At 70.7% G+C, this 20,859-nt stretch carries 18 protein-coding genes; 11 read left to right on the forward strand and 7 right to left on the reverse strand.

The annotated features are described in order from the left end of the window. Window positions 1–39 precede the first annotated feature (39 nt). Window positions 40–1,242 (forward strand): methionine adenosyltransferase, encoded by a 1,203-nt coding sequence (metK, locus tag B0293_RS22430; RefSeq protein ID WP_039915902.1) that lies wholly within the window; start codon window positions 40–42, stop codon window positions 1,240–1,242. Between the two features lie 409 nt (window positions 1,243–1,651). Then, window positions 1,652–3,745, forward strand: coding sequence for a primosomal protein N' (locus B0293_RS22435; protein WP_039915872.1), 2,094 nt, complete (start codon window positions 1,652–1,654; stop codon window positions 3,743–3,745). Window positions 3,746–3,999: 254 nt separating this feature from the next. On the opposite strand, the gene B0293_RS22440 is transcribed toward B0293_RS22435, so the two are convergent. Beyond that, window positions 4,000–5,409: a hypothetical protein gene (locus B0293_RS22440; protein ID WP_005152344.1), complete on the reverse strand. Its 1,410-nt coding sequence runs from the start codon at window positions 5,407–5,409 to the stop codon at window positions 4,000–4,002. Window positions 5,410–5,507: 98 nt separating this feature from the next. Between B0293_RS22440 and ggt the strand changes: the two genes are divergently transcribed. The 4 genes from ggt to B0293_RS22460 all read left to right on the forward strand — a co-directional run bounded on the left by ggt (window position 5,508) and on the right by B0293_RS22460 (window position 10,365). Next, window positions 5,508–7,319, forward strand: coding sequence for a gamma-glutamyltransferase (ggt, locus tag B0293_RS22445; RefSeq protein ID WP_005152342.1), 1,812 nt, complete (start codon window positions 5,508–5,510; stop codon window positions 7,317–7,319). Between the two features lie 183 nt (window positions 7,320–7,502). Then, on the forward strand, window positions 7,503–8,429 hold the full coding sequence (gene fmt / locus B0293_RS22450) for a methionyl-tRNA formyltransferase (RefSeq protein ID WP_005152341.1): 927 nt from the start codon (window positions 7,503–7,505) through the stop codon (window positions 8,427–8,429). Beyond that, entirely contained in the window at window positions 8,426–9,862 is a 1,437-nt protein-coding gene (locus B0293_RS22455; protein WP_005152340.1) for an RsmB/NOP family class I SAM-dependent RNA methyltransferase, read from the forward strand. The genes fmt and B0293_RS22455 overlap by 4 nt, the downstream gene beginning before the upstream one ends. Continuing rightward, a complete protein-coding gene (locus B0293_RS22460; protein ID WP_005152339.1) occupies window positions 9,859–10,365 on the forward strand; it encodes a flavoprotein in 507 nt (168 codons plus the stop codon). The genes B0293_RS22455 and B0293_RS22460 overlap by 4 nt, the downstream gene beginning before the upstream one ends. Here B0293_RS22460 and B0293_RS22465 read toward each other — a convergent pair. The 4 genes from B0293_RS22465 to B0293_RS22480 form a co-directional block, all read right to left on the reverse strand. Further along, complete coding sequence (locus tag B0293_RS22465) at window positions 10,362–11,477, reverse strand: serine hydrolase domain-containing protein (RefSeq protein WP_005152335.1); 1,116 nt, start codon at window positions 11,475–11,477, stop codon at window positions 10,362–10,364. The genes B0293_RS22460 and B0293_RS22465 overlap by 4 nt on opposite strands. A gap of 88 nt (window positions 11,478–11,565) precedes the next feature. Next, window positions 11,566–12,951: an alkaline phosphatase gene (gene phoA / locus B0293_RS22470; RefSeq protein ID WP_005152333.1), complete on the reverse strand. Its 1,386-nt coding sequence runs from the start codon at window positions 12,949–12,951 to the stop codon at window positions 11,566–11,568. A 118-nt stretch (window positions 12,952–13,069) separates the two neighbouring features. Then, window positions 13,070–13,729: a response regulator transcription factor gene (locus tag B0293_RS22475; RefSeq protein ID WP_039915868.1), complete on the reverse strand. Its 660-nt coding sequence runs from the start codon at window positions 13,727–13,729 to the stop codon at window positions 13,070–13,072. Continuing rightward, window positions 13,726–14,961, reverse strand: a complete 1,236-nt coding sequence (locus B0293_RS22480) for an ATP-binding protein (RefSeq protein WP_005152330.1) — start codon at window positions 14,959–14,961, stop codon at window positions 13,726–13,728. Before B0293_RS22480 ends, B0293_RS22475 begins: the two co-directional genes overlap by 4 nt. A 145-nt stretch (window positions 14,962–15,106) precedes the next feature. On the opposite strand from B0293_RS22480, the gene rpe reads away from it, so the two are divergent. The 5 genes from rpe (at window position 15,107) to B0293_RS22505 (ending at window position 18,803) form a co-directional block, all read left to right on the forward strand. Continuing rightward, window positions 15,107–15,775 carry a ribulose-phosphate 3-epimerase gene (gene rpe / locus B0293_RS22485; protein ID WP_039915865.1) on the forward strand — a complete coding sequence of 223 codons (669 nt, stop codon included), beginning with the start codon at window positions 15,107–15,109 and terminating at the stop codon, window positions 15,773–15,775. Between the two features lie 112 nt (window positions 15,776–15,887). Next, window positions 15,888–16,511: a riboflavin synthase gene (locus B0293_RS22490; RefSeq protein ID WP_005152328.1), complete on the forward strand. Its 624-nt coding sequence runs from the start codon at window positions 15,888–15,890 to the stop codon at window positions 16,509–16,511. A gap of 53 nt (window positions 16,512–16,564) precedes the next feature. Next, window positions 16,565–17,839 (forward strand): bifunctional 3,4-dihydroxy-2-butanone-4-phosphate synthase/GTP cyclohydrolase II, encoded by a 1,275-nt coding sequence (locus B0293_RS22495; protein ID WP_005152327.1) that lies wholly within the window; start codon window positions 16,565–16,567, stop codon window positions 17,837–17,839. After that, window positions 17,836–18,342, forward strand: coding sequence for a 6,7-dimethyl-8-ribityllumazine synthase (ribH, locus tag B0293_RS22500; protein ID WP_005152326.1), 507 nt, complete (start codon window positions 17,836–17,838; stop codon window positions 18,340–18,342). Before B0293_RS22495 ends, ribH begins: the two co-directional genes overlap by 4 nt. Before the next feature lie 17 nt (window positions 18,343–18,359). After that, complete coding sequence (locus B0293_RS22505; RefSeq protein ID WP_039915899.1) at window positions 18,360–18,803, forward strand: PH domain-containing protein; 444 nt, start codon at window positions 18,360–18,362, stop codon at window positions 18,801–18,803. Window positions 18,804–19,069: 266 nt separating this feature from the next. Here B0293_RS22505 and B0293_RS22510 read toward each other — a convergent pair whose 3' ends face one another. Together B0293_RS22510 and B0293_RS22515 are read right to left on the reverse strand one after the other, a co-directional pair. Further along, window positions 19,070–19,849 carry an exodeoxyribonuclease III gene (locus tag B0293_RS22510; protein ID WP_005152323.1) on the reverse strand — a complete coding sequence of 260 codons (780 nt, stop codon included), beginning with the start codon at window positions 19,847–19,849 and terminating at the stop codon, window positions 19,070–19,072. A 94-nt stretch (window positions 19,850–19,943) separates the two neighbouring features. Next, window positions 19,944–20,678 carry a S1 family peptidase gene (locus B0293_RS22515; protein ID WP_005152321.1) on the reverse strand — a complete coding sequence of 245 codons (735 nt, stop codon included), beginning with the start codon at window positions 20,676–20,678 and terminating at the stop codon, window positions 19,944–19,946. Between the last annotated feature and the right edge of the window lie 181 nt (window positions 20,679–20,859).

Consider the following 20,859-nt stretch of genomic DNA (forward strand, 5'->3'; position numbering starts at 1 on the left):
CTGGGCATCAGACGTCTAGGTGAGGGAGTGACGGCCACCGTGACCGCGTCCACGAGGAGACTGTTCACATCGGAATCGGTGACTGAGGGTCATCCCGACAAAATTTGCGACGCCATCAGCGACTCGATCCTGGACGGCCTGCTGGCCAAGGACCCGCGCAGCCGGGTGGCGGTCGAAACCCTCATCACGACCGGGCAGGTACACGTCGCGGGTGAGGTGACCACCGAGGCGTACGCGGACATCCCGACGATCGTGCGCGACGTGATCCTGAAGATCGGCTACGACTCGTCGGCCAAGGGCTTCGACGGCAACTCGTGCGGCGTCAACGTCGCGATCGGGTCGCAGTCGCCGGACATCGCGCAGGGCGTCGACACCGCGTACGAGTCCCGCGTCGAGTCCGACGAGGACGAGATCAACCGCCAGGGCGCCGGCGACCAGGGCCTCATGTTCGGCTACGCCTGCTCGGACACCCCCGAGCTGATGCCGCTGCCGATCGCGCTGGCGCACCGGCTCTCGCAGCGCCTGACCCGGGTTCGCAAGGACGGCGTGCTGCCGTACCTGCGCCCGGACGGCAAGACCCAGGTCACCATCGAGTACGCCGGTGACCAGCCGGTGCGGCTCGACACGGTGGTCGTGTCCACCCAGCACGCGGACGGCATCGACCTCGAGCAGATGCTCGGCGTCGACGTCCGCGAGCACGTGGTCGCCCCGGAGATCGCCGAGCTGGGCCTCGACACCTCCAACGTGCGGCTGCTGGTCAACCCGACCGGCCGGTTCGTCATCGGCGGGCCGATGGGTGACGCGGGCCTGACCGGCCGCAAGATCATCGTCGACACCTACGGCGGCATGGCCCGTCACGGTGGCGGCGCGTTCTCGGGCAAGGACCCCTCCAAGGTGGACCGTTCGGCCGCGTACGCGATGCGCTGGGTGGCGAAGAACGTCGTCGCCGCCGGGCTCGCCGCGCGTGCCGAGGTCCAGGTCGCCTACGCGATCGGCAAGGCGGCCCCGGTGGGCCTCTTCGTCGAGACCTTCGGCACCGAGACGGTCGACCCGACGAAGATCCAGGCCGCCATCACGGAGGTCTTCGACCTGCGTCCGGCCGCGATCATCCGCGACCTCGACCTGCTTCGCCCGATCTACGCGCCGACGGCCGCGTACGGCCACTTCGGCCGTCCCGAGCTGGGTCTGCCGTGGGAGAGCACGGCGCGGGCCGCGGACCTGAAGTCGGCCGCGGGCGCCTGATCGCTTCGCTCCGTGAAGGCCTCCTTGCCTACCTTGAGGGTAGGGAAGGAGGCCTTCACTGCGTCGCCGACCCGACGTGCCCGGTACCGGCCTCGCCGCGAGTCGTCCTTCTGGACACATGTGTCGTCCGTCTGATCACGTGTGTCGTCCCTTCAGTCACGCGAACCCGCCCGTTCGCGGCCAGGACGGAAGCGTGATTCGCGTGATCAGATGCCGGACTCGCGTGACTGGGGCCGGAACTCGCGTGCTTGGAGGCGGAACTCGGGTGTACGGCGTCTGATCACGCGAGTTCCGGCTCCAAGCACGCGAGATCCGGCTCCGATCACGTGAGTGCGGTGTTCGATCACGCCGGGCCACGCGGTACGGCCGGTGACTGGCGTATCCGGGGGAGTCTGGTAGAGATCACCGGGTGAGCAGCAGTCCCGAACCGACCCCGCTGTGGGAGCTTCCGGAGCCTCCGCCGAAGGCCGAGCCCGCGCGGAAGGCCAAACCGGCACGCGGCAAGACCAGCCGTCGTGGCGCGCAGAATCCCGCGCCCGAGAACCCGGTCGCGCGGATCGTCGTGGACATCCCGCTCACGCATCTCGACCGCACCTTCGACTACCGGATCCCCGAGAAACTCCATGAGACCGCCGTACCCGGCTGCCGCGTGCGGGTCCGGTTCGCGGGGCAGCTCGTCGACGGCTACCTCGTCGAGCGTGCCGACACCACGGAGTTCACCGGGAAGCTCGCGTACATCGACAGGGTGACCTCCAGCGAGCCCGTCCTGCCGCCCGCGCTGCACGCGCTCTGCCGGTCCGTCGCGGACCGGTACGGCGGCACGCTCAGCGACGTCCTGCGGCTCGCGATCCCGTCCCGGCACGCGAAGGTCGAGGGCGAGCCGCCCGCCGAACCCGCACCGACACCAGAGGCACCTGAGACCGCGCTTTGGGACAAGTACCAGAGCGGTCCGGCGTTCCTGGAAGCCGTCGCGGAACGGCGTCCGGCCAACGCCGTCTGGCAGGCGTTGCCGGGGGAGGACTGGCCGCGCCGCCTCGCCGAAGCCGCCGCCGTCGCGGCCGCGGCGGGACGCGGTGCCGTCATGGTCGTCCCCGACCACCGTGACTTGACGCGGGTGCACGACGCGTGCGTTTCCTTGCTGGGCGCCGATTCCGTGGTCGCGCTGATCGCCGGTCTCGGCCCCGCCGAGCGGTACCGGCGCTGGCTCGCGGTGCTGCGCGGCGCGGTGCGCGTCGTCGTCGGCACCCGCGCGGCGATGTTCGCACCGGTCGCCGATCCCGGGCTGTTCGTGGTGTGGGACGACGGCGACGACGTCCACCTCGATCAGCACGCGCCGTATCCGCACGTCCGCGACGTGCTGATGGACCGCGCGCACGCCGCGAAGGGGTCCATGCTCGTCGCCGGTTTCGCGCGGACGGCCGAGGCGCAGTTCCTGGTGGAATCGGGCTGGGCACAGGCCCTCGTGGCGGCGCGTCCCGAACTGCGGGCGGCCGCGCCGAGGGTCACGCCGGTCGGCGAGGACTTCGACGTCGCGCGGGACGAAGCGGCGAAAGCGGCACGGCTCCCGTCGGTCGCCTTCGAGGCCGCACGGCAGTCGCTGGCCGGCGGGTTCCCCGTCCTGGTGCAGGTTCCGCGTCGCGGATATGTCCCGGGTCTCGCGTGCGGCAACTGCCGGACGTCGGCGCACTGTCGTCGCTGCGCGGGCCCGCTCTCCTTGCCGGGCGGGCTGATCGACGGCGCGCCGAGGCCGCCCGCCTGCCGGTGGTGCGGCGTCCCCGAGACGAACTTCCATTGCGCCGCTTGCGGTTCCGTCCGGCTGCGGGCGGTCGTCGTCGGCTCCAAGCGCACCGCGGAGGAACTGGGGCGCGCGTTCACCGGATTCCCGGTGCGGACCTCGGGCGCGACGGAGGTTTTGGCTTCGGTGCCCGGAAAACCGGCACTGGTGGTGTGCACGCCGGGAGCCGAGCCGGTCGCGGAAGGCGGCTACGGCGCGGCGTTGCTGCTGGACGGCTGGGCGCTGCTGGGGCGGCAGGACCTGAGGGCGGGCGAGGAGACCCTGCGCCGCTGGATGGCGGCGGCGGCCCTGGTGCGGCCGGGGACCGAAGGCGGTCGCGTGTTCGTCGGCGCGGAAGCGGGTCTTTCGGTGGTGCAGGCGCTGGTCCGGTGGGATCCGGGCTGGCACGCGAGCCTGGAACTGGCGGAGCGGCGTGAACTCGGTTTCCCGCCCGCGATGCGGATGGCGAGCATCGAAGGCACGCCGGACGCGGTCGCCGGGCTGCTCGACGACCTTCAGTTGCCGGAAACCGGCGAGGTACTGGGGCCGGTGCCGCTCGGCGACGTCGACGAGGACGGCAACGCCGAACGGGAGCGGGCCCTGGTGCGGGTCGCGCGTCCGGACGGGAAGGCGCTCGCGGCCGAGATCCACGCCGCTGCCGGCCGCCGGGACGCGCGCAAGGCCTCCGAACCCATCCGGATCCAGCTGGACCCCTTGGAACTCATCTAGCGCACCCCGCGTTTCGTCCGGTTGGGCCGCGCTGGCGGGCTTGAGTGGCGATTCGGGTTGTTGGGCCGTAAGGCAACGGTGTTGTGCCAGACCGCGCCGAGCCAAGGTGCGTGGTCTGGCGGGTCGTCTTTTCCCGGTCCCTGTTCCCAATGTCGCATTTGAGACGCTCAGCGTCTCAAATGCGACATTGGGAACCTTCGCCGCCGAGATCACAAGATCGCTAGCTTTGCCTTGCCCTCAAGAGAACGCGTGGGTCAGAGGGTGGTGCCGGGGGTGGCGAGGACGTCGGCGCGGGCCGAAGCATCCGAAGCGCCCGAAGTGCCAGGAGCGGGCGTAGCGGGTGCAGTGGGCTTAGCCGGCGCGGAGCCACCCAGGGCGGCGGTGAGCAGCGTGACGATCTGCGACGAGATCGCCGCCCGCCGCGCCTCGAAATCGGCGTCGGTCAGCGCCGAAGGATCGGCAGGTGTGCCGAGGACGGGCGTGTGCAGGTGCCCGCCCGCGATCCCGGCCAGCCCGAGTCCCGTCCGCAGCCGGTTGCTTCTGAACATGGACTCGTTCGACAGATAGTTGCCGCCGCCACCGGAAGCTGCGATCTCACCGGGCTTCGGCGCGTCCGTCCGGCAGACCGCGGTCCCGGTTCCCGGATGACCGCTGTCCGGCCAGACGCAGAACGCCTGGTTGTACTGCACGTCGTACGCCCCTGCGGGCGCGGCGAGCATCTTTTCGTACGGCAGCGTGGTTTCGATGAACTGGACGTCCGGCTGCGGCCAGCCGTCGGCGGGCGGGACCGGACCCTTCACCGGCACGTCCAGGTTGTCCGGCGAACCGCCGCGCCAGGCTCCGGCCCACCGCTCGATGTCGAACCGGCCGGGGCGGCCCTGGCTGATCGTCATGATCAGTTCCGGGCGGCGGAGGCGGTCCTTGAACGCCTGTCCGTAGGCCGCCTCGACGATCCCGGCGTCGAAGTAGCTCCACACCACCGGGAACGACACGGCCTGCACCTGCGCGGGCCCGGCCGGGGTCTGGATCACCTTGCCGTCCAGGTGCAGTGCGGCGGCACCGGACGGGTTCCCGATGCGGACGCCCGCGCCGTTGAGGGTGAACGGGTCGAATCCGCTCACCAGCACTCGGCGCGGCTTCGGGCCGGACGGGAAGCGGGAGTCGTCGAGTCCGCGCGCGCCGACGTCGAACGTCTTCAGCAGACCGGCACGGGCGGGCGCGGAGAGCGGGAACCGCGGCGTCCACTGACGCAGCGCCTTGCTCATCTGGAGGCGCGCCCAGTACAGCGGCCGGTCGTCGGCCTTGTCGATGCTCCCGAGATCGGGACGGCGGCCCTGCGCGCGGTCGACCGCGGTCCGCCAGAGCCCGGCACCGGCGGTCTCGGCGAGTTTTTCGGCGCGCAAAGCGGTCTTCGTCGCGCAGAGCCGCGTCGTGAAGTCGGAGACGAGCTTGTCGAAACCGGCGAGCCGGACCAGTTCGGGACCGACCGCCGGGCCGCCGGAAGGCATGGTCGCGGCGAGCCGCTTCTCTTCGACGGTGATCGCCGCGGAGTCGTCGAAGCAGGCACGCGCGCCTTCGGCTCGCGCGACGCCGGGGACCGCGAGGACGGGGAGGGCGATAAGCAGCGGGAGGAGCGCGCCCCACCGCCTGCCGGGAGTCTTCATGGGACCGCATTCTGCTCAGCACGGCGGGGCCGCACCACCGACGAACGCAGGGCTGGACGGGTCTTGTCCGAGGTGGACAGGCGGGGCAGACTCGCGCCATGGCCGCGCACAGAAGCACTCCGGTACGTATCACCGCAGTCACCGCGATCGCCGCCCTGGTCGTCACCGCCGCGCCGGGCACCGCGACGGCGGCGCCACCGACACCCAAGTCCCCGGTCGCCGTCGGTTACCTGGGCGCGGTGTCGAGCATCGACGCGGACGCGACCGCGATCGGCACGAAGATCCTGCGCGAGGGCGGCAACGCCGTGGACGCCGCCGTCGCGACGGCGGCCGCGCTGGGGGTCACCGACCCGTTCTCCGCCGGGGTCGGCGGTGGCGGCTTCTTCGTCTACTACGACGCGCGCACCGGCAAGGTGCACACGCTCGACGGCCGCGAGACCGCGCCGTCGTCGGCGAACGAGAACCTCTTCGTCGAGAACGGCAAGGCGATCCCGTTCGCCGAAGCCGTCACCAGCGGACTGAGCGTCGGCGTGCCCGGCACGCCCGCCACCTGGCAGGAAGCCCTGCGCAAGTGGGGGACGAAGTCGCTGGCGAGGGCGATCAAGCCCGCCGAAGACCTCGCCCGCAAGGGTTTCACCGTCGACCAGACCTTCACCACCCAGATCTCGAACAACGCCGCCCGCTTCTCGGCGTTCCCGTCGACCCGGTCGCTGTACCTGCCCGGCGGGGCGCCGCCCGCGGTCGGCACGACGTTCAAGAACCCGGACCTCGCCGGGACGTACGCGCAACTCGCCGCGAAGGGCACCGACGCGCTCTACCGCGGCCCGATCGGCGCCGACGTCGTCGACACGGTCCGGAAGCCGCCGGTCGACCCGGCCTCGACGCTGAACGTCCGCCCGGGTGACCTGAGGACGGCCGACCTCGCCAAGTACCGCGTCGTCGAACGGAAGCCGACCAAGACCGAGTACCGCGGCCTCGACGTCTACGGGATGCCCGCGCCGTCGTCCGGCGGTCTGACAGTCGGCGAGGCGCTGAACATCCTCGAGAACACGAAGCTCTCCAAGCTGGAGAAGGCCGACTACCTGCACTACTTCCTGGAGTCGACCCGGTACGCCTTCGCCGACCGCAACCGGTGGATCGGCGACCCGGCCTTCGTCGACGTCCCGGCGAAGGAACTGATCAGCCAGAAGTTCGCCGACAGCCGCGCGTGCCTGATCGACCCCGCGAAGGCCGGGACGAGCCCTGTCGCGCCCGCCGATCCGCGCAAGCCGGCGCCGTGCGTGGCGGGGACTAACGCCGCCCCGACGCCGTACGAGGGCGAGAACACCACGCACCTCACGGTCGCCGACCGGTGGGGCAACGTCGTCGCGTACACGCTGACCATCGAGCAGGAGGGCGGGAGCGGCATCGTCGTGCCGGGCCGCGGGTTCCTCCTCAACAACGAGCTGACCGACTTCTCCTTCACCCCGGTGACGCCGGGCGTGCCCGACCCGAACCTGCCGGGCCCGGCCAAGCGGCCGCGCTCGTCGATGGCGCCGACCATCGTGCTCGACCACGGCAAGCCGTTCCTCGCCGTCGGCTCGCCCGGTGGCGCGTCGATCATCACCACCGTGCTGCAGGTCCTCACCGGCCGCATCGACCGCGGCCTGAAGCTCGTCGACGCGATCGCCGAACCGCGCGCCTCGCAGCGCAACTCGGCGGCCGCGCAGGTCGAGCAGGCGTTCCTCGACCAGACCGACGTGCTCGCGATCCTCAAGGCCAAGGGACAGGGCTTCTCGACGGCGCCCGCGGAGATCGGGGCCGCGACCGGCGTCGAACGGCTACGGGACGGCCGTTGGCTCGCCGCGGCGGAACCCACGCGGCGGGGCGGCGGCTCGGCGGCCGTGGTCCTGCCCTGGCCACCCCGGTAGCCGAAGGGGACTTTCCCCGCATCTCACGCGGTGAAGGGCGCTTTCCTCGCATGTCATGCGGGGAAAGCGCCCTTCAGCGACCGCACAGGGAGAGCGGGCGCGCCGGGGAAGCGGGACCCTTCTAGACTTCTCGACGATGTTCGCCCAGTCAGAGGTACCCGTCCCCCCGGTGGAGGTGCGTTGATGCGCTTGGTCTTCGCCGGTACCCCGGAACCCGCCGTCCCGTCGCTGCGGGCGCTTCTCGCGTCCGAAGAGCACGAGGTCGTCGCCGTGGTCACCCGTCCCGACGCGCAGGCGGGCCGCGGCCGCCGGGTCGTCCGGTCCCCGATCGGCGCGCTGGCCGACGAACACGGGATCGAGGTGCTGACCCCGCCGAAGGCGAGCGACCCCGCGTTCCTCGCCCGGCTCGCGGAGATCGCCCCGGACGCGTGCCCGGTGGTCGCCTACGGCGCGCTGCTGTCCCAGGCCGCGCTGGACATCCCGGCGCACGGCTGGGTCAACCTGCACTTCTCGCTGCTGCCCGCGTGGCGCGGCGCCGCGCCGGTCCAGGCCGCGATCCGCGCCGGTGACGAGATCACCGGCGCTTCGACCTTCCGCATCGTCAAGGAACTCGACGCGGGCCCGGTCTACGGCGTGATCACCGAGCAGATCGCCGCCGGTGACACGGCCGGGGAGTTGCTCGGCAGGCTGGCGGAGTCCGGGGCGAAGCTGCTCGTGTCCACGATGGACGGAATCGCCGACGGCACGCTGCGCGCGGTCGCGCAGACCGGCGACGGTGTCAGCTACGCGCCCAAGGTGACCGTCGAGGACGCGCGTGTGTCGTTCGCCGACCCGGCCGCCGCGGTCGACCGGCAGATCCGCGCGGTCAGCCCGGAACCGGGCGCGTGGGCGGAATTCCGGGGCGAGCGGCTGAAGCTCGGCCCGGTGACGGTCGTCGACGAGCCGGGTCCCCCGCCGGGCGAACTCGTCGTGGAACGCAAGCGGGTCCTGGTCGGCACGGCGTCGAAACCGGTGCGGCTGGGCGAAGTGCAGGCGCAGGGGAAGAAGCGGATGGCGGCCACCGACTGGGCGCGCGGTACGAGGATCGAACAAGGAGAGCGCCTGCAGTGAACGAGCGTAGGGAACGTCGGCCGTCGAGGCCGCAGCGAGGCCGTCCGGCCCCGCGCAAGGAAGGGCCCAGCCGCCCGCCGCAGATCGACCCGGCCCGGCAGGTCGCCTTCGACGTCCTGCGCGCGGTGCGGGAGGACGACGCGTACGCGAACCTGGTGCTGCCGCAGCTGCTGCGCAACCGCCGGATCTCCGGCCGCGACGCCGCGCTGGCCACCGAACTGACCTACGGCACCTGCCGCGCGGTCGGCATGCTGGACGCCGTCATCGCGGCTTGCCTGGACCGCCCGCTGGAGAAGGTCGACGCCATCGTGCTGGACGGCCTGCGGCTCGGCGCGTACCAGCTGCTGCGCACCCGCATTCCCCAGCACGCCGCCGTCGGGTCCACTGTGGACCTCGTCCGTGCCGAAGTCGGTTCCTGGATCGCGGGTTTCGTGAACGCCGTGCTGCGCTCGGTGTCCGAAAAGGACGAAGAGACCTGGCTGAACGAGCTGGCGCCGGATGAGGCCGCCGACCCGATCGGCGCCTACGCGCTGCGGACCGCGCACCCGCGCTGGGTCGCGCGTTCGTTCGCGGAAGCGTTGGGGGACAAGGGAGCCGAGCTGAAGGCGGCCCTGGAGGCCGACGACGACCGCCCCGACGTGCACCTGGTCGCCCGCCCCGGTGAGATCAGCGCCGACGAACTGGCCGCCATCACCGGCGGCGACGTCGCCCCGTACTCGCCCTACGGCGTCCGGCTGCCCTCGGGCTCCGGCGACCCCGGCGACATCGAGCCGATCAAGGAGAAACTGGCCGCGGTCCAGGACGAGGGCAGTCAGCTGTGCGCGGTCGCCGTCACGAAGGTCCCGCTCACCGGCTCCGACGAACGCTGGCTCGACCTGTGCGCCGGTCCAGGCGGCAAGGCCGCGCTGCTGGGCGCGCTGGCGTCGATCAGCGGCGCGACCGTGGACGCCGTCGAGAAGGCGCCGCACCGCGCGAAGCTGATCGAGAACGCCGTCCAAGGGCTTCCTGTGACCGTCCACGTCGCCGACGGCCGTGAAACCGACCTCGAACCGGGCTACGACCGCGTCCTCGTCGACGCGCCGTGCAGCGGTCTTGGATCGCTGCGCCGCCGGCCGGAAGCGCGCTGGCGCCGCCAGCCCGGCGACATCTCGGACCTGACGAAACTCCAGGGCCAGCTGATCACCGCGGCGCTGGACCTGGTCCGCCCCGGCGGCATCGTCACCTACGTCGTCTGCTCGCCGCACCTGGCCGAGACCGAAGGCGTCGTGGGGGAGACCGCGCGCCGCGCGAAAGCCGAGATCGTCGACGCGCGGGAGTTCTTCCCCGGCGTCCCGCAGCTCGGCAACGGCCCGTACGTCCAGCTGTGGCCGCACCGGCACGGTACGGACGCGATGTTCTGCGCCGTCCTGCGGAAGCCGGAAACCACCGGGTGAGCAGGGTCCTCGGCCTGGTCGCGAGCTCGTGCGGCGGACTGGACACCCGGTTCGCCGCGCAGCTCGCGAAACCGGCCGCGGACCGCGGCTGGGACCTCGCGATCACGCTGACCCCGACCGCGGCCCGCTGGCTGGAGAAGACCGGCGGGACCGGTGACCTCGAAGCGTGCACCAGGCTGCCCGTCCGCAGCACTTCCCGGCTGCCCGGCGAACCCCGGCCGCATCCGGATCCCTCGGTGTTCCTGTTCGCGCCCGCGTCCGCGAACTCCGTGGCGAAACTGGCACTGGGCATCGCCGACAACCAGGCGCTGACCCTGCTCGGCGACGTCCTCGGCACGCCGGGGATCACGATCGTGCTGGGCTACCAGATCCAGGACACGCGGGTGCACCATCCGGCCTGGCAACGGCATCTCGACACGCTCGCATCGGCGGGCGTCACCACCGCGCGGCTCACCCCGGACGCGTCCTGGACCTCGGTGCTGGACCTGCTTCCGACGCCTTAGCGCGAGCAGAACGCCGTGTCGACGGCGGCGGCGAGATGCGCCGACGCCCCGTCCGGCAGCGGGTCCATGTTGGCGACGACGTTCACCCGCTTCCCGTGCGGAACCGCGCCGGAGATGTTCGAGAACCCGACGAGATTCCCGCCATGGCCCCAGAAAGTCCCGCCGCAGGACAGCGGGACGGAGCCGAGCCCGAGCCCGTAGGCGGCGCCGGGAATCCCCAGGTTCGCCGGAACGGTCCGCTGCATCTCCGCCTGCTGTGCCTTCGGCAGGAGACGGCCGTCGACGAGCGCCCCGTAGAAGCGGTTCAGGTCCTCACCCGTCGAGACGAGCCCGCCGGAAGCACCGGCCGCCGACGGGTCCAGTTCGGTGAAGTCGACCAGACCCGGCGCGTACCCCCTGGCGTGCGGCCGCGGCAGACTCTCGTCGCCGCGCAGCGGCAGGTAGGTGTCGCGCAGGCCGAGCGGCTTGGCGATCCTGCTCCGGATCTCGGTGGAGACCGATCGGCCGGTGAGTTTCTCGATGAGCATCCCGGCGATCACGTAGTTCGTGTTGGAGTAGGACCACTTCGCGCCCGGCTCGAATTCCGGCGGATGCGCGAGGCCGATCGCCACCAGCTCTTCGGGTTCGGCGCCGCGATGCCGCCACTCGTCGATGTCGAGGTCGCGGACGTAGTTGTAGAGCCCGCTGGTGTGCTGGAGCAGCTGCCGGACGGTGATCTTGGTCCCGTCGTTGCCGTTCCCGCGCACGAGACCGGGCAGATACCGGTCGATCGGCGTGTCCAGCCGGACCTTTCCTTCGGCGACCAGTTGCAGCACCACGACGGCGACGAAGGTCTTGGTGACACTGGCCGCCCGGAACTTCGAACCGTGCGGGAACGGCGTCCCGGTCTCGACGTTCCCGACGCCTTCGCGCTCCGACCACGTCCGGCCGGACGCGCTCGTCACGGTCGCCTGCGCGCCGGGAACGCCGTCCTGCACGAGTGTCTTCAGTGCTTTGTCGACCTCGTGATGGGAGCCGGTCACCGCGAGCGCCGGGGCGGCGGTCGTCGCCGCGAGCAGCGCGACCAGTGATCCGACGGCGATGATCTTCTTGCCTGGCAAGGATTTTCGCATGATTCAAAGTTAGGGACGCCGCGGGGGAGCGGCCATGGGGCAGGCCCCCACCCCTCATCGGGGGCCTGCCCCACCTTCACGAAACCGATCAGCGCAGCCGCAGAGCGCGCTTCAGGGTGTCGAAGAGGTCGGTCTGGTTGGTCAGGCCGACGACGTTCGCCGCCTGCGGACCGTAACCCGCGACGCGGATCTGCGTGCCGGTGTGGTCCTGCGACGAGCCGGGCATGCCGGTGCCGTAGTTGATGGTCATGTTCGCGCCCTCGTTGGTGATCAGGGTCGCGGTCTGGCCGGGGCTGACGGTGCCGTTGCCGATGATCTGGCTGGTGTGGCCGTGGTCGCCGGTGACGATCACCAGGGTGTCGGGGTTGCTGCGCGCGAACGCGAGCCCGGCCGCGACGGCCTGGTCGAAGTCGATCGTCTCACCGATCTGGCCGCACGGGTCGGCGGCGTGGTCCTGCTTGTCGATGCTCGCGCCCTCGACCTGGAGGAAGAAACCCTTGTCCTTGCGGCGGTCGTCGAGCAGCGAGATCGCCTTGCGGGTCTGGTCGGCCAGCTTCGGCTGGGTCTTGGGCAGGGCGGGGTTCGGCGTGCAGCGGGTCGGCGGGGTGCCGCCCTGCTTCGCGGCCGGGCCGGTCCAGTTGACCGGCAGGTTGCCGGCGGCGAACAGGCCGAGCAGCGGCTTGCCCGGCTTGGCCGCGTCGAGGTCGGCCGCGGTGTTCACCACCTGGTAGCCGGCGGACTTCGCCTGGTCCAGCACGGTCTTGCCGGCGAACTTCCCGGCCTTGACCGTCTGGTCGAAGTACTTCGCGCCGCCGCCGAGCAGGACGTCCGGCTTGGTCTGGACCAGCTGCTCGGCGATGGAACCGGCGCCGCCGTTCTCCTTGGCGTTGACCGCGCACTTCTTGCTGGTCTCTTCGGGGCCCTTGCAGTCGCGGTTGACGACGTGCGAGCCGAGCACCGCCGGGGTGGCGTCCTGGACCTCGGCCGTGGTGACGTCACCGGTGCGCAGGCCCGAACGCTTGGCGATCTCGAGGATCGACGGGACGGCGTTGCCGTACGGGTCGACGGAGATCGCGCCGTTGTAGGTCTTCACACCGGTGGCCCAGCCGGTGCCGGAGGCGGCCGAGTCGGTCACGTAGTCGGGCTTCGAGGGGTTGTTCTTCTCGACCGCGTACGTCGTGTAGTCACCGGTGAGGGGGAGGCCGTCCATCGCGAGCCGCCCGGCCGCGCCGCGTTCGTAGTTGCGCGCCGACGTGATCTCGGACTGGCCCATGCCGTCGCCGATGAACAGGATGACGTTGCGGGCGTGGCCGCCCTTGATCGCGGCGCGCACGTCCTGGGTGCGGTCACCCTGCGCGGACGCGAGGCGGGCGTCGTCGCCGGCGGCGAGCGCGGCGGGCGCCAGCGCGATGAGCGTGACGCCGAGCGCCCCGCCCGCGAGCCATTTGCGCCGTCCGGTGAACAGCGAAGCCATTGCAGTTTCTCCTTGTGACACTTTGGGATACCTGGGGATCAGGGCAGTCCCATTAGTCACCGCGCATGTGTGCGGCCGGGGGTCTCCGGGTGAACACGGGAAGAACAGCGGCGGTCCGCTAGCGCAGGCTGTGACCCGGTGCGACGATGCCTGTCTCGTAAGCGAACACCACCGCCTGACTGCGGTTGGCGGCGCCCAGTTTCCCGAAGATGTTGCCCACGTGGGTTTTGACGGTTTCGAGACTGATGACCAGATCGGCCGCTATGTCCACATTGGACTTACCGGTGGCGATGAGCCGCAGCACCTCGGTCTCCCGTTTCGTCAGCGACGACGGCCGGGGCGCCAGACCGGACGGGGCCGGGCGCGCGGTGACCATCCGCCGGATGGCGTCCGGGAACAGCAGCGTCTCCCCGGCGGCGATGGTCCGGATGGCGTGCGCGAACTCCTCCTTGCGCGCCCGCTTCAGCAGGAAACCGCTCGCCCCGGCCAGCAGCGCGTCGTAGACGTAGTCGTCGTTGTCGAACGTCGTGATCACGAGCACCTTCGGCGGCTCGGGGAACCCGGCCAGCACCCGCCGGGTCGCCTCGATCCCGTCCACCCCGGGCATCCGGACATCCATCAGGACCACGTCGGGATTCACCCGGCGCACCAGATCGACCACCTCGCCGCCGTCGCCCGCCTCGCCGACCACGGTCAGATCCGGCTGGTTGTCCAGCAAGGAGCGCAATCCGGCGCGCAGCAACGGTTCGTCGTCGACGATCAGGACACGAAGGGTCATGATCGCGACCGTAGCGGGATCGTGGTCACCAGCCGCCACAGCGGTTCCCCGTCGACGGCGGGGCCCGCGATGAGCTCGCCGCGCAGCGCCTCCACCCGTTCGGTCAGCCCGGGCAACCCGTTGCCACCACGATCCGGCGTGACGGCCAACTCCCTGAGCGGGTTCACGATCTCGATCCGCAAAGCGTCCGCCAGCACCGCGACCCGCACGGTCACCGGGCCGGGATGCGCGTGCCGCAGCGCGTTCGTCAGTCCTTCTTGGACGATCCGGTACGCCTCCCGCGAGAGGGTCGCGGGCAGTTCGGCGGCGGGTCCGGTCAGCTCGTAGTCGATCACCGCGCCGCCGGAGCGTGCCCGTTCGGCCAGCGTCGCGACTTCGATGAGCCGTCGCTCGGGTTCGCGGGACGACTTGTCCTCACGCAGCAGGCCGAGTACGTGATCGAGGTCTTCGAGCGCCGCCCTGGACGACTCCTCGATGGTGCCCAGCGCCCGGCGCACCAGTTGTGGCTCCGAATCGACCAGTTCGGCGGCCGCGGCGGCCTGGATGGTCGACGTCGTCAGCGTGTGGCCGATGGAGTCGTGCAGCTCGCGGGCCAGCCGGTTGCGCTGCTCGAAGTGGTTCGCCCGGACCTCGGCCGCGGCGACGCGTTCGGCGGCGGACGGGCCCAACAGCGAGATCGCGCTGTACTGGTAGAGCTTGGTGAACCCGGCGAGGACGTAGGCGATGACGACCAGTGTGACCAGACCGATGGGCAACGTCCACAGCCCCGCGGAGCCGGATTCGACCGTCACTCGCTCGCCGAAGAACTCGATGGGGCTGCCGCCGCCTGCCAGCCACACCAGGGGCAGGGCGAAGCCGAAACTCAGGAAGACGCCGACGCCGAACATCACCCATCCGAGTCCTGCGTGCACGACCAGCCATGCCGCCGAGCGCCCGCGTGCCGCCCAGGCGACCTTCGTATTCGGCAGGGGCTGCGCGATCCGGGTGCCCAGCATCTGGTTGGCGAACCACACGCCGACCCGCCGCATCGGCCCCGGCAGCCCGGCGAGTGCGACCAGCACACCCATCGCGAGCATGCCGTAGACCAGCTTCACCCGTACGTCGCCGGGGATGAGGATGGCGGGGATGAGCGCGATCGGGAACGGGATCGCCGTGATCGCCATGCCGAGGAGTCCGAAAGGCACACTCCGATAGCTGCCGATCCGGACCAGGGGCTTCAGTGGGTTGACCATGACCGGAACGCTATTCGGCGGCGTGTGCGCGCACCTCCCACTGCGGTGCCATTTCGCGTCATACTCCAGACCGGGACGCCGGTCACAGCCGGTTAGCGGGCGTTAGCGGCGTCCTCCTACACTCGGGCGCGTGGCTCACCGACCTTTGATCGCCCCCAGCATCCTTTCCGCGGACTTCGCCCGGCTCGGCGACGAGATCCGCGCCGTCGCCGGTGAGGGGGACACCCGCGCGGACTGGGTCCACGTCGATGTCATGGACGCGCACTTCGTGCCGAACCTGACCCTCGGGCTGCCCGTGGTGCAGTCGCTGCTCAAGGCCACCGACGTGCCGATCGACTGCCACCTGATGATCGAGAACCCGGACAAATGGGCCATCGGGTACGCCGAGGCGGGCGCCTACAACGTCACCGTGCACGTCGAGGCCGCGCACGACCCGGTCATGCTGGCGAAGAACCTCCGCGCCGCCGGGGCGAAGGCCGGTCTGTCGATCAAGCCGAACACGCCGATCGAGGATCACCTCGACACCCTCAAGCACTACGACACGCTGCTGGTGATGTCGGTCGAACCCGGCTTCGGCGGCCAGTCGTTCATCGAGGGCGTCCTCGACAAGGTGCGCACCGCGCGGCGCCTGGTCGACACCGGTCACCTCAAGCTCGTCGTCGAGATCGACGGCGGGATCAACGCCGACACCATCGAGCGGGCCGCCGAGGCCGGAGTGGACTGCTTCGTCGCCGGTTCCGCCGTCTACGGCGCCGAAGACCCTGGTAAGGCCGTCGCGGCGCTGCGTGAGCAGGCGGCCCGCGCCCGGGGCTGATCCCGGTTCTTGATCCGCCCGTCGGGTCAGGAGAAGGAATCGGCCCGGATGGGTGTTGGATGAGGGGAGCGCCGTTTCCAGCGACGGCGTGACCAGGAGGAGGGCAGCAGGAGTGTTCACCGGCATTGTCGAGGAACTCGGCGAGGTCACCGCGGTCGAGCAGGTCCCCAACGCCGCGCGGCTGACCGTGCGAGGGCCGCTGGTGACCAGCGACGCCGGTCACGGCGACTCCATCGCGGTGAGTGGCGTGTGCCTCACCGTGGTCGCGGTGGCGGGCGGTGAGTTTACCGTCGATGTCGTGCACGAGACCCTGCAGCGCTCCAGCCTCGCGAAGGTGAACGTCGGCGACGTCGTCAACCTGGAACGCGCGACGCCGGCGGGCGGCAGGCTCGGCGGGCACATCATGCAGGGCCACGTCGACGGCACCGGTGTCTTCCTCAAGCGGGACGAGCAGGGACTCACCTCGTTCGCCCTGCCTCCGAAGCTGGCCAGGTACGTGGTCGAGAAGGGGTCGATCGCGGTCGACGGCGTCTCCCTCACGGTCGCTTCGGTGACCGACGAGGAGTTCTCCGTCGCCCTGATCCCGACCACCCTCGAACTGACCACCCTCGGCCGGAACACCCCGGGTGACCTGGTGAACCTCGAGGTCGACGTGGTCGCCAAGTACGTCGAGAAGCTGGCCATGCCGCACCTGCGCACGCAGGGGGACAATGGCGGCACGGAGGAGCGGGCGTGAGTGAGACGAGTGCGATTCCGGGGTCGGCCGATCTGACCCCCTGTGGAGGCGGGGTGGCCGTGAACGCCGATGCCATCGAGGCGGCGATCGCCGACATCAAGGCGGGCCGTCCGGTCGTCGTGGTGGACGACGAAGACCGCGAGAACGAGGGCGACCTGATCTTCGCGGCGGAGAAGGCCACGCCCGAGATGATGGCCTTCATGGTGCGCTACACCTCGGGTTACGTCTGCGTGGCGCTGACCGAGGCCGAGGCGGACAGGCTCGACCTGCCGCCGATGTACCACACGAACCAGGACCAGCGCGGTACCGCGTACAGCGTCACGGTCGACGCCGCCGAGGGCATCACCACCGGCATCTCCGCGGCCGACCGGTCGCACACCGTCCGCCTGCTCGCCGACCCGGCGTCCAAGGCGTCGGACTTCCGGCGTCCCGGTCACGTGGTCCCGCTGCGCGCCAAGCAGGGCGGCGTCCTGCGGCGCCCGGGGCACACCGAAGCCGCCGTCGACCTGGCCCGCCTCGCCGGGCTCTCGCCGTCCGGCGTGCTCTGCGAGATCGTGTCGCAGAAGGACGAGGGCGACATGGCCCGCCGTGACGAGCTCGAGGTGTTCGCCGCGGACCACGACCTCAAGATGATCACCATCGCCGACCTGATCGCGTACCGGCGGCGCACCGAGAAGCAGGTCGAGCGGGTCGCCGAGGCGCGTATCCCGCTGAACGCGGGCACGTTCCGCGCGGTCGGGTACGACAGCCTGCTCGACGGCATCGAGCACATCGCCTTCGTCTACGGCGAGATCGCCGACGGCGAGGACATCCTGGTCCGCGTGCACTCCGAATGCCTCACCGGCGACGTCTTCGGCTCGCTGCGCTGCGACTGCGGCCCGCAGCTGGAGGCGGCACTGGAAGCGGTGGCCAAGGAAGGGCGCGGCGTCGTCCTCTACATCCGCGGCCACGAGGGCCGGGGCATCGGGCTGCTGCACAAACTGCAGGCCTACCAGCTGCAGGACGCCGGCGCGGACACCGTCGACGCGAACCTGCAGCTCGGCGTCCCCGCCGACGCGCGGGACTACGGCACCGGCGCGCAGATCCTGTGCGACCTCGGCGTCCGCTCGATGCGGCTGCTGACGAACAACCCGGCCAAGCGCGTCGGGCTGGAGGGCTACGGCCTGCGGGTCAGCGGCCGGGTGTCGCTGCCGATCTCGCCGAACCCGGAGAACCTGCGCTACCTCAAGACCAAACGGGACCGGATGGGGCACGACCTGTCCCAGCTGGAGCATTTCGACCAGGTCGGCGCCGAGGTCGACCAGGGCAACGGAGGTGGCACGCGGTGAGCGGCGAGGGCCGTCCGGACGTCGAACTCGACCTGTCCGACTGTAAGAACATCCGGCTCGGGATCGTGGCCACGCGCTGGCACACGAAGATCACCGGCGCCCTGCTGGAACGCGCCCTCGAGGCGGCCAAGGTGGCCGACCTGGAGGAGGAGCCGACGGTCGTGCGCGTCGCGGGTGCCGTCGAGCTGCCCGTCGCCGCGCAGGCGCTGGCCCGCACGCACGACGCGGTCGTCGCGCTGGGCGTGGTCGTCCGGGGCGGGACGCCGCATTTCGAGTACGTCTGCGACGCGGTCACCGCGGGCCTGACCAGGGTGGCGCTCGACGAGAGCACCCCGGTCGGCAACGGGGTGCTCACCTGCGACACCGAGCAGCAGGCCCTCGACCGGTCCGGTCTGCCCGGTTCCGTGGAGGACAAGGGCTACGAAGCGACCGTCGCCGCGCTGGACGCCGCGCACGCGCTGCGGAACCTGCGCCAGCCGTGGACCGAGCGGGGTTTCGTGTGAGTGTCGAGGCGGATGTGATGACGGAGTCCGAGGTCGTGGTGGTGCGGCCCCGTCGTGCGCTGGTGATGTGCTCGGTGCTGGCGGTGATCCTGCTGGCGACGTTCGTGGTCGTCGCGGTCCTGCTGCGCGGCTCGGACACCGGCGTGATCTTCCAGCCGTCCGATCAGGCGGCGATGATCGGCATCGGGGTCCTGCTCGCCGCGGGCACGATGCTGTTCGCGACCGCGCGCGTGAAGGCCGACGCCGACGGCATCGAGGTCCGGAACGTGCTGATGACGAAGAAGTTCGCGTGGAGCGAAGTGCTCTCGGTGAGCTTCCCGGACGGGGCTTCGTGGGCGCGGCTGGAGCTGCCGGACGACGAGTACTACTCGGTCATGGCCGTGCAGGCCGTGGACCGGGATCGCGCGGTGGCCGCGGTGCGGGCGCTGCGGCGGCTGCACAAGGCGGCCTGGAACGGCTGAGGCCTCGTGAGTGGTGAGGCTGGTTAGAACCGTCCTTGTCACTCACGAGACCCAGCGCCTTCACGGATTTGAGCAGGCGGGGCGGGCGCGGTTGGCTCCGCGTGCCGGTTTCGGGGAGTTGCGAAAGCCACTTTCGCAACCTTCAACGTTGCGAAAGTGGCTTTCGCGTCACCGCTGGGCCTTCATCACCGCTGATCACTGCCCAGCACCGGCTGGCGTCTCGTGAGTGGTAAGGACGGTTAGAACCAGCCTCGCCACTCACGACCTCAAAGCGAAAGGTCCACCACGATCGGCGCGTGGTCCGAGGAGCCCTTCCCCTTCCGCGCCTCACGGTCCACATAGGAATCCGTGACCGCGCCCGCCACCGTCGCGTCGGCGTACACGAGGTCGATCCGCATTCCCTTGTTGTTCGGGAAGTTCCCGGCCCGGTAGTCCCAGTACGTGAACGGGTGGTCGTACTTCAGCGGCCGCGGGAACACGTCGGACAGGCCGAGATCGCGCAGCGCGGCCAGGGCCTTCCGCTCCGGCTCGGTCACGTGCGTCGACTCGGTGAACACGCCGATGTCCCAGACGTCCGCGTCGGTCGGCGCGATGTTGAAGTCGCCGAGCACCGCGAAGGGCAACCCGCGCGCCTGCTCCTCGCGCACGGTCGCCTCCAGCGCCGAGAGCCAGGCGAGTTTGTAGTTGTAGTGCGGGTTCTCCAGGTCACGCCCGTTCGGCACGTACACCGACCACAGCCGCAGCCCGCCGCAGGTGGCGCCGATGGCCCGCGCGTCGGTCTTGTCCTCGAAGGTGGGCTCGCCGGTCAGGCCGCGCGTCACGTCCTCCAGGCCGACACGGGACAGGATGGCCACGCCGTTCCAGCGCCCGATGCCGTACGCAGCGGTCTCGTAGCCCGCTTCCCGCACGGCGTCGAAGGGGAAGGCGTCGGTGCCGCTCTTGAGTTCCTGCAGGCACAGCACGTCGGGCCGCACCGTGCCCAGCCACTCCAGCACCCTCGGCAGCCGGGGCCCGATCGAGTTCACGTTCCAGGTCGCGATCCGCATGCCCGCGAGCGTCCCACACCCCACCGACACACCGACGCGAAAGGGCCCCTCCGAGACGGGTCGCGTCTCGGAGGGGCCCCACCGGGGTGTGAGGTCAGACCCCGGCGGTCGTGCGGATCCAGGAGCGGGCCGAAGCGACGCTGCCGTAGTTGTTGGTGCCGCGGGTGTTCGAGCCGCTCTGGTTCTGCACGGTCGAAGCGACACCGACCTGGACGCCGTTGGAGACCTGGGGGCCGCCCGAGTCGCCCTTCCACGCCGAACCGTTGATGCCGACGCTCTGGATGGCCGGGCCGCCGTAGGCGTCCGAGGAGCTGCCGCTGACGCGGACGTTGGCGACCTTCAGCGCCGAGGCGGGCGGGCCGGTCGGGGTCTCACGGCCCCAGCCGTAGAGCTGGTTGGTGCTGCCCACCGACGGGTTCGAGCTGGCCAGGGAGATCGGCGTGACGCCGGCGTCGGAGGCCAGGTGCAGCAGCGAGATGTCGGAGCCCGCGGGCGAGGACACCTTGCGGTCGACGGCGATCACGCGGCCGCCCTGAAGGGCGTTGCTGCCGACGCGGACCCGCATGCCGCTGCCGTCGGAGTCGAGGCAGTGCTTGGCGGTCAGGACCCAGCGCTGGGCGATGACACTGCCGGAGCAGTTGAAGCCGTCCCACTGACGGCCCGGGGTGTTGACGTAGACCTGGGCGCCCCAGCTCACGGTGGGGGCGGTGCCGCCGCCCACGATGTTCGGCTGGACACCGGTCGGGGTGCCGGCGGAGGCGACGCCGGCGGTCATGGTGAGGGCTGCGGCGGCGAGTGTGGCGGCGCCGAGCGTGCGAAGACGGCTCACGGTGCAGGAGTCCTTTCGAGCGTCATCTGACGAAGAACCGAGTGAAGTGGAACTGAGACGGAAAGTAATCACCCTGTTCACCCGCTAGGAACCAACGAACGTCGGTTCCGGCCCAATACCCGACTTAGGTCGGTATACGTAGTGAAATAAGGACCGGATCGTGGGAATGGCCACTCGAAGG

The sequence above is a fragment of the Amycolatopsis azurea DSM 43854 genome, from assembly GCF_001995215.1.
GTDB classification, from domain to species: domain Bacteria; phylum Actinomycetota; class Actinomycetes; order Mycobacteriales; family Pseudonocardiaceae; genus Amycolatopsis; species Amycolatopsis azurea.

What these genes read in the sequence shown, in the direction of transcription:
- B0293_RS22440 (WP_005152344.1), bottom strand. Translation starts at nt 5,409, where the DNA reads ATGAAGACTCCCGGCAGGCGGTGGGGCGCGCTCCTCCCGCTGCTTATC.
- ggt (WP_005152342.1), top strand. Translation starts at nt 5,508, where the DNA reads ATGGCCGCGCACAGAAGCACTCCGGTACGTATCACCGCAGTCACCGCG.
- fmt (WP_005152341.1), top strand. Translation starts at nt 7,503, where the DNA reads ATGCGCTTGGTCTTCGCCGGTACCCCGGAACCCGCCGTCCCGTCGCTG.
- B0293_RS22465 (WP_005152335.1), bottom strand. Translation starts at nt 11,477, where the DNA reads ATGCGAAAATCCTTGCCAGGCAAGAAGATCATCGCCGTCGGATCACTG.
- phoA (WP_005152333.1), bottom strand. Translation starts at nt 12,951, where the DNA reads ATGGCTTCGCTGTTCACCGGACGGCGCAAATGGCTCGCGGGCGGGGCG.
- B0293_RS22475 (WP_039915868.1), bottom strand. Translation starts at nt 13,729, where the DNA reads ATGACCCTTCGTGTCCTGATCGTCGACGACGAACCGTTGCTGCGCGCC.
- B0293_RS22480 (WP_005152330.1), bottom strand. Translation starts at nt 14,961, where the DNA reads ATGGTCAACCCACTGAAGCCCCTGGTCCGGATCGGCAGCTATCGGAGT.
- B0293_RS22505 (WP_039915899.1), top strand. Translation starts at nt 18,360, where the DNA reads ATGACGGAGTCCGAGGTCGTGGTGGTGCGGCCCCGTCGTGCGCTGGTG.
- B0293_RS22510 (WP_005152323.1), bottom strand. Translation starts at nt 19,849, where the DNA reads ATGCGGATCGCGACCTGGAACGTGAACTCGATCGGGCCCCGGCTGCCG.